20 protein-coding genes and 1 tRNA gene are annotated in these 17377 nt (G+C 64.8%); 14 read left to right on the top strand and 7 right to left on the bottom strand.

What is annotated here, in order from left to right:
- Positions 1-74 precede the first annotated feature (74 nt).
- From ADADO0_RS17390 to ADADO0_RS17360, 7 genes are all read left to right on the top strand, one after another.
- On the top strand, positions 75-587 hold the full coding sequence (locus ADADO0_RS17390; protein ID WP_511306447.1) for a MerR family transcriptional regulator: 513 nt from the start codon (positions 75-77) through the stop codon (positions 585-587).
- Complete coding sequence (locus tag ADADO0_RS17385; protein WP_511306446.1) at positions 584-2029, top strand: phage portal protein; 1446 nt, start codon at positions 584-586, stop codon at positions 2027-2029. The genes ADADO0_RS17390 and ADADO0_RS17385 overlap by 4 nt, the downstream gene beginning before the upstream one ends.
- Entirely contained in the window at positions 2026-2226 is a 201-nt protein-coding gene (locus ADADO0_RS17380) for a hypothetical protein (RefSeq protein WP_511306445.1), read from the top strand. Before ADADO0_RS17385 ends, ADADO0_RS17380 begins: the two co-directional genes overlap by 4 nt.
- Positions 2219-4045 (top strand): prohead protease/major capsid protein fusion protein, encoded by a 1827-nt coding sequence (locus ADADO0_RS17375; RefSeq protein ID WP_511306444.1) that lies wholly within the window; start codon positions 2219-2221, stop codon positions 4043-4045. The genes ADADO0_RS17380 and ADADO0_RS17375 overlap by 8 nt, the downstream gene beginning before the upstream one ends.
- Positions 4046-4047: 2 nt before the next feature.
- Positions 4048-4266: a phage head-tail joining protein gene (locus ADADO0_RS17370; RefSeq protein ID WP_511306442.1), complete on the top strand. Its 219-nt coding sequence runs from the start codon at positions 4048-4050 to the stop codon at positions 4264-4266.
- A gap of 141 nt (positions 4267-4407) precedes the next feature.
- Positions 4408-4605 (top strand): hypothetical protein, encoded by a 198-nt coding sequence (locus ADADO0_RS17365; protein ID WP_511306441.1) that lies wholly within the window; start codon positions 4408-4410, stop codon positions 4603-4605.
- 7 nt (positions 4606-4612) lie between these two features.
- Positions 4613-5710, top strand: coding sequence for a tyrosine-type recombinase/integrase (locus ADADO0_RS17360; protein WP_511306440.1), 1098 nt, complete (start codon positions 4613-4615; stop codon positions 5708-5710).
- Between the two features lie 8 nt (positions 5711-5718).
- Here the strand turns inward: ADADO0_RS17360 and ADADO0_RS17355 are convergent.
- The 4 genes from ADADO0_RS17355 to ADADO0_RS17340 form a co-directional block, all read right to left on the bottom strand.
- Positions 5719-5805: transfer RNA gene (locus ADADO0_RS17355), tRNA-Leu, on the bottom strand.
- 118 nt (positions 5806-5923) lie between these two features.
- Positions 5924-6697, bottom strand: coding sequence for an enoyl-CoA hydratase (locus ADADO0_RS17350; protein ID WP_511306439.1), 774 nt, complete (start codon positions 6695-6697; stop codon positions 5924-5926).
- Between the two features lie 85 nt (positions 6698-6782).
- Positions 6783-7664, bottom strand: coding sequence for a bifunctional DNA-formamidopyrimidine glycosylase/DNA-(apurinic or apyrimidinic site) lyase (mutM, locus tag ADADO0_RS17345; RefSeq protein ID WP_511306438.1), 882 nt, complete (start codon positions 7662-7664; stop codon positions 6783-6785).
- A 218-nt stretch (positions 7665-7882) separates the two neighbouring features.
- Positions 7883-9130 (bottom strand): DNA recombination protein RmuC, encoded by a 1248-nt coding sequence (locus ADADO0_RS17340; RefSeq protein ID WP_511306437.1) that lies wholly within the window; start codon positions 9128-9130, stop codon positions 7883-7885.
- Positions 9131-9212: 82 nt separating this feature from the next.
- Here ADADO0_RS17340 and def point away from each other — a divergent pair, with 82 nt between their 5' ends.
- From def to ADADO0_RS17310, 6 genes are all read left to right on the top strand, one after another.
- Complete coding sequence (gene def / locus ADADO0_RS17335; RefSeq protein WP_511306436.1) at positions 9213-9731, top strand: peptide deformylase; 519 nt, start codon at positions 9213-9215, stop codon at positions 9729-9731.
- A 42-nt stretch (positions 9732-9773) separates the two neighbouring features.
- Positions 9774-10694 (top strand): methionyl-tRNA formyltransferase, encoded by a 921-nt coding sequence (fmt, locus tag ADADO0_RS17330; RefSeq protein WP_511306435.1) that lies wholly within the window; start codon positions 9774-9776, stop codon positions 10692-10694.
- An 11-nt stretch (positions 10695-10705) separates the two neighbouring features.
- Positions 10706-11443, top strand: a complete 738-nt coding sequence (truA, locus tag ADADO0_RS17325; protein ID WP_511306434.1) for a tRNA pseudouridine(38-40) synthase TruA — start codon at positions 10706-10708, stop codon at positions 11441-11443.
- 131 nt (positions 11444-11574) lie between these two features.
- Positions 11575-13035 carry a peptide MFS transporter gene (locus tag ADADO0_RS17320; RefSeq protein WP_511306433.1) on the top strand — a complete coding sequence of 487 codons (1461 nt, stop codon included), beginning with the start codon at positions 11575-11577 and terminating at the stop codon, positions 13033-13035.
- A gap of 111 nt (positions 13036-13146) precedes the next feature.
- Positions 13147-14169 (top strand): LLM class flavin-dependent oxidoreductase, encoded by a 1023-nt coding sequence (locus tag ADADO0_RS17315; RefSeq protein WP_511306432.1) that lies wholly within the window; start codon positions 13147-13149, stop codon positions 14167-14169.
- Between the two features lie 25 nt (positions 14170-14194).
- Positions 14195-14881 carry a sulfite oxidase-like oxidoreductase gene (locus ADADO0_RS17310; RefSeq protein ID WP_511306431.1) on the top strand — a complete coding sequence of 229 codons (687 nt, stop codon included), beginning with the start codon at positions 14195-14197 and terminating at the stop codon, positions 14879-14881.
- 61 nt (positions 14882-14942) lie between these two features.
- On the opposite strand, the gene ADADO0_RS17305 is transcribed toward ADADO0_RS17310, so the two are convergent.
- Both ADADO0_RS17305 and ADADO0_RS17300 read right to left on the bottom strand, forming a co-directional pair.
- Positions 14943-15530 carry a Dps family protein gene (locus ADADO0_RS17305; RefSeq protein WP_511306430.1) on the bottom strand — a complete coding sequence of 196 codons (588 nt, stop codon included), beginning with the start codon at positions 15528-15530 and terminating at the stop codon, positions 14943-14945.
- Positions 15531-15624: 94 nt separating this feature from the next.
- Positions 15625-16260, bottom strand: a complete 636-nt coding sequence (locus ADADO0_RS17300) for a MarC family protein (protein WP_511306429.1) — start codon at positions 16258-16260, stop codon at positions 15625-15627.
- Positions 16261-16385: 125 nt separating this feature from the next.
- Here ADADO0_RS17300 and ADADO0_RS17295 point away from each other — a divergent pair, with 125 nt between their 5' ends.
- Entirely contained in the window at positions 16386-16931 is a 546-nt protein-coding gene (locus tag ADADO0_RS17295) for an NADPH-dependent FMN reductase (RefSeq protein WP_511306428.1), read from the top strand.
- An 85-nt stretch (positions 16932-17016) separates the two neighbouring features.
- Here the strand turns inward: ADADO0_RS17295 and queD are convergent, their stop codons facing one another.
- Positions 17017-17373, bottom strand: coding sequence for a 6-carboxytetrahydropterin synthase QueD (gene queD / locus ADADO0_RS17290; protein WP_511306427.1), 357 nt, complete (start codon positions 17371-17373; stop codon positions 17017-17019).
- Between the last annotated feature and the right edge of the window lie 4 nt (positions 17374-17377).

Here is a 17377-nt window from a genome sequence, read left to right as displayed (position 1 = left end):
AATCGTGGGACTTCACACGATTGGTATATCGTGTTATATCTCACGTAATGACGGCACTTAACACGGTTTGAACAATGACCATTCGCATCGAGATCCAACGCGAAACCTTCTCTGCCTCCGAGGCCGAGACCATGACCGGCGTTCCGCAGGTGGTTATGCGGGACTGGCGCCGTCGCGACCTCTTGAAGACCAAGACGGTGTCCGGCCGCGCGGTGTTCGAAGTTCTGGATCTCGCATATCTCATTATTCTCAAGCAGTTGACCGCGTGGGGCGTGGCAGTGGGCACCGCTGCCGAGGCTGCTTTGTTCGCCCGCTTCATGGTCATGGACTTTGCTGAGTGGGCAAGCATCCAGGGCGAAGACGCCCGCTTTGTGGGATCGCGCGGCACGGGCGATGCCCGCTTTCTGATCCTTCCCACCGCCGGCGGCGTGATTCGCTGTGCCCATCTCGAAGGATGGCAGGCCATGCAGGACAGCAAGGGGCAGAGCGCCAGCGGCATCGTACTCGACTGCAAGGCGCTCGGCGAAGACCTCGCAGGCCGCTCTCCCCGGCCCGTCGTCACCGTGAAGCGGAGCGACGCAGAATGAAAAACGTCCTCTCCCGCATCTTCGAGAGCTTCGGCCGCCCGCTGGGCAGCACCGCCGTTGCGCGCCGTTCCTATGACGCCGCCGGCGGTGGGCGCCGTTGGCGCGGCTTCAACGACATGCCCAACCAGCTCGCGGCGCAGCTTGCGGCGCGCGGCCCGGCGGGCAAGCGCTCGCGGGCGATGGTAGGGAACAACCCTCACGCGGCATCCGGCGTCGAGACTTGGGTTTCGGCACTTGTTGGCACCGGCATCAAGCCGCAGTCCACGCACCCTGACCCATCTGTGCGCGCGAAACTCAATGTCAAATTCGAGAGTTGGGTGGACGGCGCCGATGCCGACTGCTCAACCGATTTCTACGGCATGCAGGCGCTCGCCGCCCGCCGCTTGGTGGTGGACGGGGAATCCTTCGCCGTCTTCATCTATGCGCCCAATGGCGCCCTCACCGTGCGTCTGCTGGATGCCGAACAGATCGACCCGGCAATGCATCGGGATGCCGGCGGCGGTGTGCGTATCGTGGCGGGGGTCGAGTTCGACGCCACCGGACGCCGCCTTGCCTACCACGTCTTCCGCGAGCGCCCCGGCCTGCCGCTGGGCACCATGCTCGACACCATTCGCATCCCCGCCGAGGACATGTGCCACTTGTTTCGGGTGGATATGCCCGGCCAGGTGCGGGGGCTGCCTTGGCTTACTCCGAGCCTCTTGCGAATGGCTGATTATGACGCCGCCTCCGATGCGCAGCTTATGCGCCAGAAGGTGGCCGCGATGTTCGCAGGATTCATCACTGATCCCAACGGCGTGCCCGCCGACTTTCAGGGGCAGGCCGATGGCATGGGCAATCTCGATGGCGGCATTGAACCTGGTATCTTGAAGGTTCTCTTGCCGGGCCAGGATATTCGCTTTTCCGAGGCCGCCAGCGTCGGCGGGGAGGTGATCGAGTTCATGAAGGTGACGGCCCGCGAGATCGCGGCCGGCCTGGGTGTGCCCTACGAGGCGATGACCGGCGACCTTTCCGGCACCAACTATTCCAGCATCCGCGCAGGGCTGGTGGAGTTTCGCCGCCGCGTCGAGGCGCTTCAGCACAACGTGCTGGTGTTCCAGTTTTGCCGCCCCGTTTGGCGCCGCTTCGTCACTGCCGAGATACTTTCCGGGCGCCTGGACGCGCCCGGCTTCGAGCGCGACCCCGAGCCCTGGCTGGGCGCCCGCTGGATTACACCGCGGCAAGAATGGGTGGACCCGAAGAAGGATGCCGAAGCGGAGATCGCCGCCATCGGCGCAGGTCTCATGAGCCGCCGTCAGGCCGTCGCCGCGCGGGGCTATGACCTCGAAGTCATCGACGCCGAAATCGCGTCCGACAACGCGCGCGCCAAGGCCCTCGGCCTCACCTTCGGCGCTGTTGCGGCCCCGGCTCCCGACGCTCTCGACGCGGAGGACATCGCAGCATGAGCCATCGCCCCTCCACCCCTCCCGATCTCCTCATCGAACACTGGAACGCCTTCTATAAGGAAGGTGGCCGGCTGGCAAAATACTGCACCGTCAATGAGTTGCGCCGTCTGCAAGATGCTGCCGAGCGGTTTGCGCTGCACTGCGAGCGCCTCGCAAACGCTGGACCCGGCTTCCGGGAGCGTGAATGGAATGACTGAAATCATCACCCGCCGCGCCCCGCTCGCGGCGACGAGCTGGAACCCCGACACATGGACCTTCGAGGCAGTGCTCTCCACGGGCGCCGCCGTCGAGCGCTGGGATGTCCGGGGCGCCCATGACGAGATCCTCTCGCTGTTGCAGCGCGCATGGCCCGCCAGGGTACCGTTGCTCGACAGCCATGGAAGGGAGAGCGTGGACCGCCAGCTCGGGAGCGTCGACACGCTGCGCGTGGTCGGCGGGGACCTCCTGGGGCGCGCCACGCTCTCCCGCCACAATCCCCGCTCGCAGCGCATCGCCGCCGAGCTGACCGATGGCGCCACCTTCGGCATCTCCATCGGCTACCAGGTCCACACCTGGGCCGAGCGCACCAATGCGAAGACCGGCCGCCGCGAGAAGGTGGCCGAACGCTTCACTCTGATCGAGGCCAGCCTCGTCGTTGTCCCCGCCGACCCGCATGCAGGCATCAGGAGCCATGACATGACGGTTAGCCCCGAGCCGGCGAACTCGCCGGTTCCCTCCACCCCGGCCGCCGCGCCGATCCTCAACCAGACGGCTGCTGCGGACCGGGCCGCCGTCAACGCGGAGATCCGCTCTATTGCAACTCTCGCCGACCTTGATCAGGGCTGGGTGAACACCCAGGTGGACGCAAGCGCCACCGTGGAAGCCGCCCGTGCGGCGGCCTTCGACGCAATGCGCACGCGCATGGCCCCGGCCGGCCATGTGCGCAACACCACCATCAGCGTGGGCACCGACCACACGGACCCGTCCGTGCGCGCCAGCGCCCTTGGTGAGGCGCTTTATACCCGTGCAAATCCGGGGCACACGCCCTCCGAGCCTGCCCGCGCATATGTCGGCCTCTCCATCCCGGAGATCGCCCGCGACTGCCTCCGCACCCGTGGTGTGCAGACCTCGGGCCTCTCCTCTGCCAGCGTGATCGAGCGGGCGCTTTCCACCAGCGACTTTCCGCTGATCCTTGGCGACACGGTGGGTCGCACCCTTCGCGACGGATATCGCACCGCGCCGGCGCCGGTGCGCCAGCTTGGTCGCCAGACCACCAATCGCGACTTCCGGAACAAGCATCGCCTTCAGCTTTCGGAAGCTCCGACGCTGGAGAAGGTGCTGGAAGACGGCGAGTTTAAGTATGGCGGCCTCGCTGAAGCAAAGGAGTCCTACAAGCTCGACACCTTCGGACGGATTATCTCCATCACCCGGCAGGCCCTGGTGAATGATGACCTCGGCGCCTTCTCAGACCTTGCTCGCCGGTTCGGCCGTGCGGCGGCGGCCTTCGAGGCGAAGTTCCTTGTGGACCTCATCACGAGCGCGGCAGGCTTGGGCCCCACCTTGTCCGATGGCAAAGCCCTGTTCCATACGGACCACGGCAACAAGGGGACGGTGGCGCTCGACGGCACCTCTGCCCTCAGCACCGCCCGGCTCGCCATGCGCAAACAAAAGGGGCTGGTGGCCGAACCCATCGCGGTGACGCCGAAGTTCCTGCTGGTGCCGCCGGAGCTGGAGACCATGGCGGAAACGCTGGTGGCGCAGATCACCCCGGCGACGGTGGACGAGGTGAACGTGTTTACCTCCAAGCTGACGGTGCTGGTGGAGCCCCGGCTTACCGACACCGGGCGTTGGTATGTGGTCGCTGATCCTGCCGAGGTTGACGGGCTGGAGTTCGCCTATCTGGAAGGCGAGCCTGGGCCGCAGATCGAGACGCAGGCCGGCTTCGACGTGGACGGTGTGAAGGTCAAGGTCCGCCTCGACTTCGGCGCCGGCTTCGTGGATTGGCGCGGCTGGTACGCGTCGAAGGCGGGTGCCTGATCATGGCCGAAGACACCACGACACTGGAGGCGCAGCTCACCGAGCTGCGCCAGATCCGCGGGCGAGGCGTCCTGCGCGTGCAGTATTCCGATGGCCGCAGCCACCAATACGCCTCCCTCGATGAGTTGGGCCGCGCGATCGCGGACCTCGAACGCCGCCTCGCGGCGACGAAACTCGGCCGCATCGGAACGGTGCGCGTCTTCTCCTCGAAAGGGGTGTGACATGAACCTGACGCACGGGGTCCTCCTGCGGGCCAGCGGCCGGCCCAACAGCGGCAAGCCCACCTCCTCGCCGTGTGTCGGGCGACGTAAGCACGGGGACAAGGTGGGCAAGGCCGCATTCATTTTCTTGGGGGTGCTGTGATGGCCCGAACGCAAGCCCGCCATACCCAGGCCGACCTAACCCGCGTTCTGAGGGCGGTTCGTGCCGCGGGCATGCAGACGGACACCCAGGTGGAATCACGTCCGGATGGTTCGATCGTAATTCTTCCGCTCGACCCGAAACGCAAAATCACCGTTGAACCGGAGATCGAGCGCGACGGGAGCGATATCGTCCTCTGAGGCGCCTATGCCGAAGCCCCGCCCCCCTTACCTACACCGGGAAGTGACCCGCCATGGCGTCACGACCTGGTATGTGCGCCGTCATCACGGTGCACGCATCCGCTTGATGGCAGAGTACGATACGCCCGAATTCTGGACACAGTATCGCGCGGCTATTGAGGGGGAGCCCCACCCGAAAAAGGGGCCAAAAACCGGCTCGCTAAGTTGGGCGATCGATCGCTATCGCGCAAGTTCGGCATGGGCAGGCCTTGCATCGGCGACTCGCCGCCAGCGCGAGAACATTTATCTCCATGTTGTGAAATCCGCTGGGGAGGAACCTCTCGGCAACATCACTCAGAAGACCATCATTCTCGGGCGCGAACGCCGCGCGTCCAGGCCGCACTCGGCGAACAATTTTTTGAAGGCCATGCGCGGACTGTTCGATTGGGCAACGGGCGATGGGAAGCTTGTAAAGACCAATCCCTGCACTGGCGTGAAACTCCTCAAGGGAGCCAACGACGAACATGGGTTCCACACATGGAACGAAGATGAGGTGACCACCTTCGAGGCAAAATGGCCGGTCGGTACCCGCCAACGGTTGGCGTTCGACCTGCTGCTATACACGGGCTTGCGCCGCGGTGACGTGGTGAAGCTTGGCAAGCAACACTTGCGCGACGGCCTGCTAACGATCCGCACAGAGAAGACAGGCGAGACGGTATTTTTGCCGCTGCTGTCGCCACTGGAACGCTCGATCGACGCGACCAAAACGGGCGACCTCGCATTCCTCATAACGGAATCCGGCCACCCATTCGTGAAGGAGAGCTTCGGCAATTGGTTTCGTAAGGCATGTAGCGATGCCGGTTGCCCTGGCTCGGCCCACGGTCTGCGCAAAGCCGGTGCCACGCGCGCAGCCGAGAACGGCGCCACCGACAGGCAGATGATGGCTTTGTTCGGATGGACCACGCCGAAAATGGCGTCGCTCTATACGCGTGCCGCCGACCGGAAAAAGCTGGCTGAGGAAGCCGCAAAATTGCTGGTGAGGAAACAACCCAAGAACAAAAACGCCCGCACCTCGCCTAGTGGTGCGGGCGCCAGCCCGAAAACCCTAAACAAATCAGGAGCTTAAGAAATGAGTGGTGCCCAGGAGAGGACTCGAACCTCCACGGCCGTTAAGCCACTGGCACCTGAAGCCAGCGCGTCTACCAATTCCGCCACCTGGGCCCGCGCCGGTCCAAGGAGCGGCGGGAGGGCGTCTTCTAGGGGAGCGCGCCGGGGGTTGTCAACGGGAAGCGCGCGCACTCCCCATGGAAATTGGCGGCTCCCAGCGATACGAGACCATTCAGTCCCGATTGAATTCCGCCGGGCGCTTCGCAATGAAGGCGGCCATGCCTTCCTTCTGGTCGGCGAGGCCGAACTGGGACTGGAATACGCGGCGTTCGAAGCGAATACCTTCCGCGAGGCTGGTCTCGAAGGCCCGGTTGACGCTTTCCTTGGTCATCATGGCCACAGGCAACGACATCGCAGCGATGGAGGCGGCAACCTTCAGGGCCTCATCCACCAATTCCGCGAGCGGGACGATGCGCGAGACGAGGCCACAGCGTTCCGCCTCCACCGCGTCCATCAGGCGGCCGGTCAGGCACATTTCCATGGCCTTGGACTTGCCTATGAAGCGCGTGAGGCGCTGGGTGCCGCCCGAACCGGGCATCACGCCAAGGCGAATTTCCGGCTGGCCGAAGCGGGCGTTGTCGGCCGCCAGGATGAAGTCGCACATCATGGCGAGTTCACAGCCGCCGCCCAGCGCCACACCCGCAACCGCCGCGATGATCGGCTTGCGGGTGCGCGACAGCCGTTCCCAGGCGGTGATGAAGTCATCCAGATACGTGTCTGGGTAGGTGAACTCCTGCATCTCCTTGATGTCGGCGCCGGCGGCGAACGCGCGCTCGGAACCGGTCAGGACGAGACAGCCGATGTTGCGGTCAGCCTCGAGCGCGTCGAGCGCGGCGGAGAGATCGCGCACGAGCTGGATGCTGATGGCGTTCAACGCCTGCGGCCGGTCGAAGCGGATCAGTCCAACCCGCCCGTGCGTCTCCACCTTCACCGTCTCATAGGTCATATGTGCCTCCCGAAGCGCCTCAAGCCGCTCTTTCGATCTCACTTAGCATTTCTGCGGGAAAGTCGCCCACTCGCCACTTGAGGTCTTAACGCTGGCAGACCGGGCAGAAGAAGGTGGAGCGGGCGCCCTGGACGATGCGCTGCACCGTTCCGGAACAACGAAAGGTGGGGCATGGCTTGCCCTCGCGATCGTAAACCCGGAAGGAATGCTGAAAATAGCCAAGCTCTCCATCCACCTGCCGATGATCCCGCAGGCTCGACCCGCCGGCCTGGATTGCCGCGCGCAGCACTTCCCTTATGGCAGTGACCAGCCGTTCGGTGCGCTGGGTTGGCTCTCCCGCCTTGGTGGCGAGGGTGGAGGCGAGGCGACGGGGCGAGATACCCGCCATGTTGAGCGCCTCGCAAACATAGATATTGCCGAGCCCGGCCACCACCTTCTGGTCCAGCAATGCAGCCTTCATGTTGGTGCGGCGCCCCGCCAAGGCGCGCGCGAGATGGACCGCGCTGAACGTATTGCCGAGCGGCTCCGGCCCGAGGTTCTGCAGCAGCGGATGACTGTCCAGCCGATCGTAGGGGACAAGGAGGATAGCCCCAAAGCGACGCGGGTCGTTGAACGTGACGGTGGCGCCGGAGGCAAGGTTAAACACCACATGGTCGTGGGGGCCTGGCGCGGCGCGCGGATGATGAAAACGACCGGGCTGAGATTTTCCACCCCATCCTTCGACGCGAATCGAGCCGGACATGCCGAGATGGAGAATGAGCACCTCACCGCCATCGAGATCGGCCAGCAGATATTTTGCCCGGCGTCCCACCGCCTCGATACGGCGGCCGGCAAGGCGTTCCGAGAAATTTTCAGGCAACGGCCAGCGCAGATCGGGACGACGCGCTTCAGCGGTGTCGATCACGGCGCCCTGAAGCACGGGCAGAAGGCCGCGGCGGACTGTTTCCACCTCGGGCAGTTCGGGCATTTCTTCCTTCGACTTCCAGCGCGCGACGAATCGGCGGCGCCGGCTGGTTCATGACGCGGCGATGAAACTAACGACACAACCGGATCGCGCAAAGACGCATTTGCAAGGATGTCCACTGCCCGCACCGGCAAGACCACACGCGGTCAAGGGCATCCATGCGGCCGCGAGGAACGATGCGCGAAACGATGAGAAAGAACGAAACGGTGCGTTAAGGCGCCCTATTCCGCCGCCGCACCCGGCGAGCCAAGGCCGAACACCCCGCGGGGTTCCGTGGGAACGAGAGGCCCTAGGGGAGCAGGAGATGCCGGCACGCCCGCGTGCGTCTCTGTCGCGGACTGCGGCATATCCTCGAACTCCAATTGCTCCAGCCGCTGGCCGCGCTTGGCGATCTTGTCGGCTGAGACCAGCACCTTCGCGACGTCGTCTCCCACCTGCCCGAAATGCTTGGAGAGGTCGCCAACGCGGTCGCGCAGGCGCGTGACGTCGGCGACCAGCGCGCCGACCTCATGACGGATGCGATCGGCCTGCTCGCGCATCCGGGCGTCCTTGGAAATCGCCTGCACCACCTGGATGGCCAGCATCAGAAGCGAGGGAGAGACAATCACCACCCGGGCACGAAACGCCCGCTGGATCACATCGTCGAAATTCTCGTGCAACTCAGCATAGACCGATTCGGACGGTACGAAGATGAGCGCGATATCCTGCGTCTCCCCCGGCACCAGGTAGCGTTCAGAGACGTCGTTGACATGCTTCATCATGTCGGTGGTGAGACGCGCGGCGGCCGCCTTCCTGATCTCCGGGGTCTGCGCTTCGCGAAAGGCAGTGACCCCTTCCAGGGGGAACTTCGCGTCGAGCAACAACGGGCGATGGTCGCCGGGCAGGAACACCGCGCAGTCCGGCCGCCTACCGTTCGACAGGGTATATTGGAAGGCGAAGCTGTCCTTCGGCAGGCCATCGGCGATAATCGCCTCCATCCGTGCCTGGCCGAAAGCGCCGCGCGCCTGCTTGTTGGAAAGGGTCTCGCGCAGGGAAATCACCTGGGAGGACAGGTCGGAGAGGCTTTTCTCCGCCTTCTCCACCATGATCAGGCGTTCAGCCAGCTTGGTCAGGCTCTCATGGGTCGCTCGGGCAGCGGTATTGAAGCTCTCCCCCAACCGATGGGAGGATGAATCCAGTCGCTCGGAAACCGCGCGGGCAAGGTCGCTCTGCCGCTGGGCCAATACCTCGCCCATGCTCTGCACCCGCCCCGTGGTTTCGGCCTGGATGCGGGCGAGGTCGCGCAGGCGCACCTCCATCTCGCGGGCGTGCAGCGCCGCCTCCTCGGCCTCGGCCGCCCGGTCGCCGGCTGCACGCCGCGCCGACAGCGTCATGAGGGCAAGCAGAAGCAGCGCGCCCGCCGCGCAACCCGCCAGCGCCATGCCCGATGTGACCGCCAAAGCGCCGAGATGGAACAGAACTTCGCTCATTTTTTCTCTTTATCCGATTCCGCCCCATGAACAAAGCGCGAACATGTTGACCCTGCGAGCGCCATGGAATATCTGCGAAAACATGGCTCTGCGACCCATCCTCATCATCCCCGAACCGACCCTGCGGCTGACCTCCAAGCCGGTCGAAAAGATCGACCGCGAGATCAAGGCGCTGGTGGCCGATATGTTCGAAACCATGTACGACGCGCCCGGCATCGGGCTGGCGGCGCCGCAGGTCGGCGTGCTGAAGCGGGTGGTGACGATCGACATCGCTCGCGACGACGAGCCCAAGCAGTCGCTTGCCCTGATCAATCCTGAGATCGTGGCTGTCTCCGAAGAGAAGTCGGTCTATTCCGAGGGTTGCCTTTCCATTCCGGAATATTACGAGGAAGTTGCGCGCCCCGCCGAGGTGACGGTGCGCTACCTGAATCTCGATGGTCAGACGGTGGAGACAAAAGCCTCCGGCCTGTTCGCCATCTGCATCCAGCATGAGATCGACCACCTCAACGGCGTTTTGTTCATCGACCATCTGTCCAAGCTCAAGCGCGACCGCGTGGTGAAGAAGTTCGCCAAGGCCGCTAAGCGCGAGGCGGCCGGCTGAGCCGGCGATCCATCGCACGCAAGACCCAAACCTGAGAGAGCCATGCGCATCGTCTTCATGGGGACGCCGGATTTCGCCGTGCCGACCCTCACCGAGATCGTCGCGCGCGGCCATGACGTGGCCGCCGTCTATTCCCGCGCGCCGGCAGCGTCTGGGCGGCGCGGGCTCGATCTCCTGCCCTCTCCTGTGCATGCGGTGGCGGAGAAGTTCGGCATACCCGTCTTCACCCCCGCAACCTTGCGGACCGAAGAGGCGGCAGAGCAGATGCGCGGCTTAGCTGCGGACCTCGCGGTGGTGGTCGCCTATGGCATGATCCTGCCCCAGGCGATCCTCGACGCGCCGACCCTGGGCTGCCTCAACCTCCACGCCTCGCTGCTGCCGCGCTGGCGTGGCGCCGCGCCGATCCAGCGGGCAGTGATGGCGGGGGATGCCGAGACCGGCATCGCGGTGATGCGCATGGAGGCCGGGCTTGATACCGGCCCGGTGGGCCTTCTGGAACGTGTGCCGGTCGGTCCCGACACCACCGCCGGCGAACTGCACGACACCTTGATGGTGCTGGGGGCAGACCTGATGGGGCGGGCGCTGGCGGCGCTGGAGCGTGGCGGGCTGCATTTTACGCCCCAGCCTGAGGATGGCGTGCTCTACGCCCGCAAGATCGACAAGACGGAGGCGCGGATCGACTGGTCGCGGCCGGCGCACGAGGTCCACAATTCCATTCGCGGGCTCTCGCCCTTTCCGGGCGCGTGGTTTCCGCTCGAAGACGGCACGCGGGTCAAGGTTCTGCGCTCCGCGCTTGCGGACAGCACCGGCGCTCCGGGAGAGGTGACCGGAGACGGCCTCGTCATCGCCTGCGGCGAAGGTGCGGTGCGGCTCACCAGCCTACAGAAGGCCGGCAAGCAGCCCATGGGCGCGGAGGTATTCCTCAATGGAAATCCCCTGCCCGCCGGCGCGCGGCTGACCTGAGGCGGGTCGGCATGCCCCGCTACAAGCTCACCATCGAATATGACGGCACCCAGTTCGCCGGCTGGCAGATGCAGGCGGCATTGCCCACCGTCCAAGGCGTCCTGATGGATGCGGTGGAGAAGCTGGCAGGCGAGCGCGCGCATGTCGCCGGCGCCGGCCGCACCGATGCCGGCGTCCACGCCACCGGCCAGGTGGCGCATGTGGATCTGACGCGCGATTGGCGATCCGACACCATACGCGACGGGCTCACCGCGCAGCTTCGCCCGCATCCTGTGGCGGTGCTCGCGGCCGAAAAGGTGGCCCAGGACTTCGACGCCCGCTTCTCCGCGCTAAGGCGTCACTACCTCTACCGGATCGTGAACCGCAGGCCGGACCTTGCGCTTGAGCGGGACCGGGCGTGGCGCATCCCCCAACGGCTGGATGCAGAGGCGATGCATGTGGCGGCGCAGAGGCTGCTGGGGCAGCACGATTTTTCCGCCTTCCGCGCCGCCGAGTGCCAAGCCGCCTCTCCGTTGAAAACGCTGGACCGGCTCGATGTCAGGCGCGAGGGGGAGGATATTCGCGTGACCACCTCGGCGCGCTCCTTCCTCCACCATCAGGTCCGCTCCATGGTGGGATCGCTGATGCGGGTGGGCGAGGGCCGCTGGAGCGCGGACGACCTCGCCGACGTGCTCGCCTCGCGCGACCGTGCCCGCTGCGGGCCCATGGCGCCGGCCTGCGGGCTTTATCTCGCCCAGGTCGACTACTGAGTGCCGCAGGCAAGCATGACGCTTCGGCATTGACACGCTCTGCCGCGCGGCGTGATTTAGGCCCCTGATAAACAGGTTACATGGCGGGCCTCATGCGAGCGGTCGCGCATTTCCTGTAGCCGGGGGGCACCATGAGCGTAGCTGAAGTGATCGAGGTTCCGCGCGAGACATCTTTGCGGCAACCCAGGGGTCTCACCTTCCTGTTCGCGGCCGAGATGTGGGAGCGGTTCAGCTTCTACGGCATGCAGGCGCTCATTGTGCTTTACATGGTCAACGTGCTGGGCTTTTCGGATGCCCGCGCCAGCCTGACCTATGGCGCCTATGCCGCCTTCGTCTTCCTCACACCGATCGTCGGCGGCGCGTTGGCAGATCGGGTGCTGGGTTTCCGCTGGGCGGTGATCGTCGGCGGGCTTATCATCATCGTCGGCCACATCGTGCTCGCCTTGCCGTTTGGGGCGATGAGCATGTTCACGGGCATGGCGTTCGTGGTGGTGGGCACCGGCTTCTTCAAATCCTCGGTCTCGGCCGTGGTCGGCCAGCTCTATGGCACGGATGATCCCCGGCGGGATGGCGGCTTCACGATTTTCTACATGGGCATCAACGTGGGCGCGCTGCTCGCGACCCTCATCGTCGGCTATGTCGGCCAGCAGATCGACTGGCACCTGGGCTTCGGCCTCGCGGCCATCGGTATGGCCATCGGTCTCGTGGTATTCATATGGGGCACCCGGCACTATTCGCCCACCAGCCTCAAATGTCCCCGCCCGCGCATGATCGCTCCTGCAGTGATCGGCGCGCTGCTGGCCGTGCCCGTGCTCACCTATCTGCTGGCCGAGCCGGACGGCGCCAAGCTGATGATGCTGATCGGCGGCGGGCTCACCTATGCTTATGTGATCTATCGCGCCTTCACCTCGGCGCCTGAATATCGCCGGCACCTCATCGCCATCATGATCTATGTGCTGTTCGCCAGCTTCTTCTGGGCGCTGTTCAAGCAGAAAGACGGGCCGGTGCTGCTGCTGGTGGACCGCGCCATCGACCGGCACATCTTCGGCATGGAAATGCCGTCCGCCATGTTCACCTCGTTCAACCCGTTTATGATCCTGATCCTGGCGCCCCTTTTCGCGCGCATGTGGAGTGCGTTCGCGGCGGCCGGGCGGCCGGTGTCGACGGGCGTGAAATTCTTCCTCGGCATTCTGTTCGCAGGGGGCTGCTTCGCGCTGATCTCCACCGCCGCCTATCTCTCATCCTCCGGCACGCCGGCCTCGCTGCTGTGGATCGCCGCCGCGATCTTCCTGCTCACCTGCGGGGAGCTGTCGCTCTCCCCGGTTGGCCTGTCGATGATCACCGCTCTGTCGCCGCCGGCTCTCACCGGTCTGATGTTCGGCGCCTGGTTCCTCTCCACCTCCTTCGGCGCATACGCCGCCGGGTGGATCGGCACGCTCGCCACGCTGCCGCCGGGTGCGGAGGCCAATATGGCCGCCTATGCCGCCGCCTGCGCGTCGGTCTATTTCAAGGTGGCCCTCCTGGGTTTCGGCGCCGCCCTGGTGTTCCTCTGCATCCTGCCCTGGATGCGGCGCCTCCAGGCGCATCACTGACGGTGCATCACTGACATGCGGCGGGCTTGCGAACACCTGCCGTCGCCCCAATCTTAGGGGCGTCGGCGGGGGCGCACGTCTGCCGGCGTATTTCAGCGAGTGAACCGTCCCATGCTCTCTAAGCCCACGCCCCCGTTCTCCATCCTCGACCTCGCCCACATCCCCCTGGGCGGCTCGCCGGCGGATGCGCTGCGCAATTCGCTCGATCTCGCGCGCAATGTCGAGCGGCTGGGCTACCGGCGCTATTGGCTCGCCGAGCATCACAACATGATCGGCATCGCTTCGGCCGCGACCTCGGTGGTGATCGGCCATGTGGCGGCCGGCACCAAGACCATTCGGGTCGGCGCCGGGGGCATCATGCTTCCCAATCATTCGCCCATGGTGATCGCCGAACAGTTCGGCACGCTGGCGACGCTGTTTCCGGGGCGCATCGACCTCGGCCTCGGCCGCGCGCCAGGAACTGATCAGCGCACCCTGAGGGCGCTCCGCCGCGACCCGAACACCGCCGATACCTTCCCGCAGGACGTGCTGGAATTGCAGGCCCTGCTCGGGCCACTCCAAGAGGGCCAGAAGGTGCAGGCGGTGCCGGGCACCAACACCAATGTGCCCTTGTGGATTCTCGGCTCCAGCCTGTTCGGCGCCCAGCTCGCCGGCATGCTGGGCCTGCCATATGCCTTCGCTTCCCACTTCGCGCCCGAGGCGCTGATGCAGGCGCTCTCGGTCTATCGGGAGCGGTTCGAACCCTCGCGCCAGCTTGATAAGCCGCACGCCATGGTGGGTGTGAACGTGATTGCCGCCGACACCGACGCCGAGGCACGGCGCCTGTTCACCTCCGTGCAGCAGACCTTTGCGAACATGGTGCGTGGCACGCGCGGCCAGTTGCCGCCGCCCATCGACGATATCGAGAGCTATTGGTCACCGATGGAAAAGGCCCACGCCTCCGGCATGCTGGCCTGCGCCTTCGTCGGTTCCCGCGAGACGCTGCGGACCTCGCTACGGGCCTTCCTCGACAAGACCGGCGCGAACGAATTGATGGTCGCCTCCGCGATCTTCGACCATGGCGCGCGGGTGCGGTCCTACGAAATTCTCGCGGACGTCCACGCGGACCTTTCGGTGGAACCGGCGCTGTCCTAGCTTAAAATTTCGATGGGAGGCTTGCATGGCACAGGACGATGACGCGACCTCCGCTTCCGGCGTCGAGGCCAACCCCACCAAGCTCACCACCACCAAGCAGAAATGGGCGCGGGAGCACAAATTCCTCACCGGCCGCTCGACCCGGCCGGAGGCGGACCGGCTGCCGCCCGGCCAGCATCTGGTGAAGGACTGGCCGGTGCTCGACCTCGGCATCCAGCCCAACCTGCCGCCGATCCGCTGGTCACTGGATGTGGACGGGCTGGTGGAAAAGCCCATGCACTGGAAATGGGAAGCGTTTTCAACGCTGCCCCAGACCACCGAAGTCACCGATATCCACTGCGTCACCACATGGTCGCGCTACGACAATAGATGGGATGGCGTTTCCACTCGCGATCTGCTGGCCCTGGTAGAGCCGCGCGAAGATGCCCATTTTGTCGTGCTTCATTCCTTCGACGGCTACACCACCAACCTGCCGCTGGAGGATTTCGCGGCTCCTGACGCCATCCTCGCCCATAGCTGGGAGGGCAAGCCGCTGACCCGCGAGCACGGTGGCCCGCTTCGCCTCGTAGTTCCGCATTTGTATTTCTGGAAAAGCGCCAAGTGGCTGAAGCGGATCCAGTTCATCACCGCCGACGAACTCGGCTTCTGGGAGGTCCGCGGCTATCACGAGCGCGGCGATCCCTGGAAGGAAGAGCGCTATTCCGGGGAATGAGCGGTCTCACCATCACAGCCGCGCGCGGCTGTGATGGCATCCATGCCGATGTAGGAACGCCTCAGACACCCCTGCGCGTGGTCTCAAACAGGAACCAGGCGCGCCGCTGGGTCTCGTCGGTCCAATTCTCCAGCAGCGAGGCGGTGGCGATGTCCTCGTGCTCGTCGGCGAGGTCGTGGCATTCCTTGATGAGGGCAACCAGTTGGAGGTTGTCGTCGCGCAATTCCGCCAGCATGTCGTCGGGCGTGACGAAGTCGGCGTCATTGTCTTTGATGCGCTGAAGGCGCGCGGCATGGCCGATGGAGCGCAGCGTGGTGCCGCCCACCTTGCGCACGCGCTCGGCCATTTCGTCGGTCATCGCGAAAATCTGGTCCGCCTGCTCATCCAGCAGCAGGTGATAGTCGCGGAAATGCGGGCCGGACATGTGCCAGTGAAAGTTCTTTGTCTTCATGTAGAGCGCGAACACGTCCGCGAGCAGCGCGGTCAGCGCACCGGCCATGTCTTTGACGGCGTTCGAACCGACGAGGTCGGAAGGGGTCGCGAGCGCCGCGGTCTGCCGTGACTTGACCGAGGCCGAAGGGGCTTTCGCGACCTTCGGAGCCGCAGTTGGCGCGGTCTTGGCGGGAGCGCGAGGTGTCTTGGCGGGCATTCTACTCTCCTGAAATGCGGCCGGGTTGGCTCCCGGCACTGCATAGAGCGATCTCGTGACACTTGTGTTCCGCTATTGGCGCGCGGACCACGCGTCAGATCGGCGGCAGGCTCAGCCATTGCGCCACGGCGGTGAGCACGATGTTGACCGACAGCGCAGCCAGGACCAGCCCCATGATGCGCCGAATGAGGTTGGCGCCCGCCGAACCAATCACCCGGATGACGTACTCGCCCAACCAGAACAGCACCATGAGGATGAGCATGAGAACCGCCACCACGAAGATCGTGATGGCGGTGTGCGACAGCACATGCCGGTTGTTGTCCGCCAGGATCACCACGGACAGGATGGCGCCGGGTCCGGCGATGATGGGAATGGCGAGGGGATAGACCGCCAGCGACATCAGATGTTTGTCGGAACCAACCTCAAGGGCCGGGGGCGAGTGCGGCTCGGAGAAGATCATTCCGGTGGCGTAGATGAACAGCACCAGCCCGCCAGCGATCTGGAACGACAGGGATGAGATGCCCATGGCATCCAGCAGCGCGCGCCCCACGAGAATGAAGAACACCAGGATCAGGAAAGCGAACATGCAGCAATACATCGCCACCCGGCGGCGATGCTGCGGCGTCATCTCGGAGGTCGTGGCGAGAAAGAGGGACAGGTGGCTTATGGGTTCCAGAACCGCCCAAAGGGTAACGAACTGCGTCACCAGCAGATTGTAGTCCTGTAGCATCCCATCCCCCATTCCCGACCCTGAGTTAAGATGCGATGATTCCGGCAGCCGCGCCATGCGAGAGCACGACGCGGCGGCAGTCCCTCGGCGTTCAGGGAGCCGAATAAACTCAGGGAGAACGTGCGATGAAATGGGTGGTTCTGGTCGGCAGCGTGCGCAAAGGCTCCTACAACGCAGCGATCGCGCGGGCCTTGAAAGATCTCGTCCCGGAAGGGGTTGAGGTGGAGTTGCTGCCTTCAGTGGCGGAACTACCGATCTATGATGCGGACATACAGGCGGAAGGTTTTCCGGAGAAAGTCACCGCGCTGGGGGATGCCATCCGCGCGGCCGACGCCGTTGTCGTCGTCACGCCGGAATACAATTATTCAGTTCCTGGTGGCCTGAAGAACGCCATCGACTGGGTGTCGCGCCTGCCCAACCAGCCGTTCAAGGGCAAGCCGGTGCTGATCCAGTCGGCGTCCATGGGTGTCCTCGGCGGCGCCCGCGCACAGTATCACCTACGCCAGATTTTCGTGTTCTTGGATGCGAGCGTGATGAACGTGCCCGAGGTGATGGTGGGTGCCGTGCACAAGAAGGTCAGCGAGGGCGGCGAACTCACAGACCAGCCGACCCGCGATTTCATCGCCGGCCAGCTCAAGACGTTCCACGATTTCGTGTCACGGGCGCACTAACTGCCCCACGCTTCGCCAAGGTCGGCCATGGCCGGGCTCGTCCCGGCCATGGCGAAAGCCGGTACCTGATCGTCTCCGGCGCCCCTCAGCTTCCGTCGTATTCCGCCCAGGAGAGCGGCGTCTCGAACACCCGCACCAAAGCGAGCGGCTCTAGGAGCGGCTTGGCGCGCTGCCAGATCCAGATGGCGATGTGCTCCGCGGTGGGGTTTTCCAGCCCCTCGACCTCATTCAGGCAGAAATGGTCGAGTTGCTTCAAAAGCGGGGCGAACGCGGCTTCCACATCGAAGAAATCCGCAACGAAGCCGGTAAAGGGGTCCACATCGCCGTCAAGAACCAGTTCCACCCGATAGGAATGCCCATGCATGCGGAAGCACTTGTGGGTCGCGGGAACATTGGGAAGGCGATGGGCCGCCTCGAAATTAAACGCCTGGGTAATCCGCACGATA

It is taken from the genome of Aquabacter sp. (assembly GCF_965279295.1).
In the GTDB taxonomy this organism is placed as follows: domain Bacteria; phylum Pseudomonadota; class Alphaproteobacteria; order Rhizobiales; family Xanthobacteraceae; genus Aquabacter.
The sequence above is the reverse complement of the archived record's forward strand: the minus strand, read 5'-3'. Positions and strand labels throughout refer to the sequence as shown.

Bases quoted from the DNA above. Each gene is read 5' to 3' on its own strand.
- ADADO0_RS17305 (WP_511306430.1), bottom strand. From the start codon at position 15,530: ATGCCCGCCAAGACACCTCGCGCTCCCGCCAAGACCGCGCCAACTGCG.
- ADADO0_RS17365 (WP_511306441.1), top strand. From the start codon at position 4,408: ATGGCCCGAACGCAAGCCCGCCATACCCAGGCCGACCTAACCCGCGTT.
- ADADO0_RS17315 (WP_511306432.1), top strand. From the start codon at position 13,147: ATGCTCTCTAAGCCCACGCCCCCGTTCTCCATCCTCGACCTCGCCCAC.
- fmt (WP_511306435.1), top strand. From the start codon at position 9,774: ATGCGCATCGTCTTCATGGGGACGCCGGATTTCGCCGTGCCGACCCTC.
- ADADO0_RS17385 (WP_511306446.1), top strand. From the start codon at position 584: ATGAAAAACGTCCTCTCCCGCATCTTCGAGAGCTTCGGCCGCCCGCTG.
- ADADO0_RS17350 (WP_511306439.1), bottom strand. From the start codon at position 6,697: ATGACCTATGAGACGGTGAAGGTGGAGACGCACGGGCGGGTTGGACTG.
- ADADO0_RS17360 (WP_511306440.1), top strand. From the start codon at position 4,613: ATGCCGAAGCCCCGCCCCCCTTACCTACACCGGGAAGTGACCCGCCAT.
- ADADO0_RS17320 (WP_511306433.1), top strand. From the start codon at position 11,575: ATGAGCGTAGCTGAAGTGATCGAGGTTCCGCGCGAGACATCTTTGCGG.
- ADADO0_RS17295 (WP_511306428.1), top strand. From the start codon at position 16,386: ATGAAATGGGTGGTTCTGGTCGGCAGCGTGCGCAAAGGCTCCTACAAC.
- ADADO0_RS17390 (WP_511306447.1), top strand. From the start codon at position 75: ATGACCATTCGCATCGAGATCCAACGCGAAACCTTCTCTGCCTCCGAG.
- def (WP_511306436.1), top strand. From the start codon at position 9,213: ATGGCTCTGCGACCCATCCTCATCATCCCCGAACCGACCCTGCGGCTG.
- ADADO0_RS17300 (WP_511306429.1), bottom strand. From the start codon at position 16,260: ATGCTACAGGACTACAATCTGCTGGTGACGCAGTTCGTTACCCTTTGG.
- ADADO0_RS17380 (WP_511306445.1), top strand. From the start codon at position 2,026: ATGAGCCATCGCCCCTCCACCCCTCCCGATCTCCTCATCGAACACTGG.
- truA (WP_511306434.1), top strand. From the start codon at position 10,706: ATGCCCCGCTACAAGCTCACCATCGAATATGACGGCACCCAGTTCGCC.
- ADADO0_RS17310 (WP_511306431.1), top strand. From the start codon at position 14,195: ATGGCACAGGACGATGACGCGACCTCCGCTTCCGGCGTCGAGGCCAAC.
- mutM (WP_511306438.1), bottom strand. From the start codon at position 7,664: ATGCCCGAACTGCCCGAGGTGGAAACAGTCCGCCGCGGCCTTCTGCCC.
- ADADO0_RS17375 (WP_511306444.1), top strand. From the start codon at position 2,219: ATGACTGAAATCATCACCCGCCGCGCCCCGCTCGCGGCGACGAGCTGG.
- ADADO0_RS17340 (WP_511306437.1), bottom strand. From the start codon at position 9,130: ATGAGCGAAGTTCTGTTCCATCTCGGCGCTTTGGCGGTCACATCGGGC.
- ADADO0_RS17370 (WP_511306442.1), top strand. From the start codon at position 4,048: ATGGCCGAAGACACCACGACACTGGAGGCGCAGCTCACCGAGCTGCGC.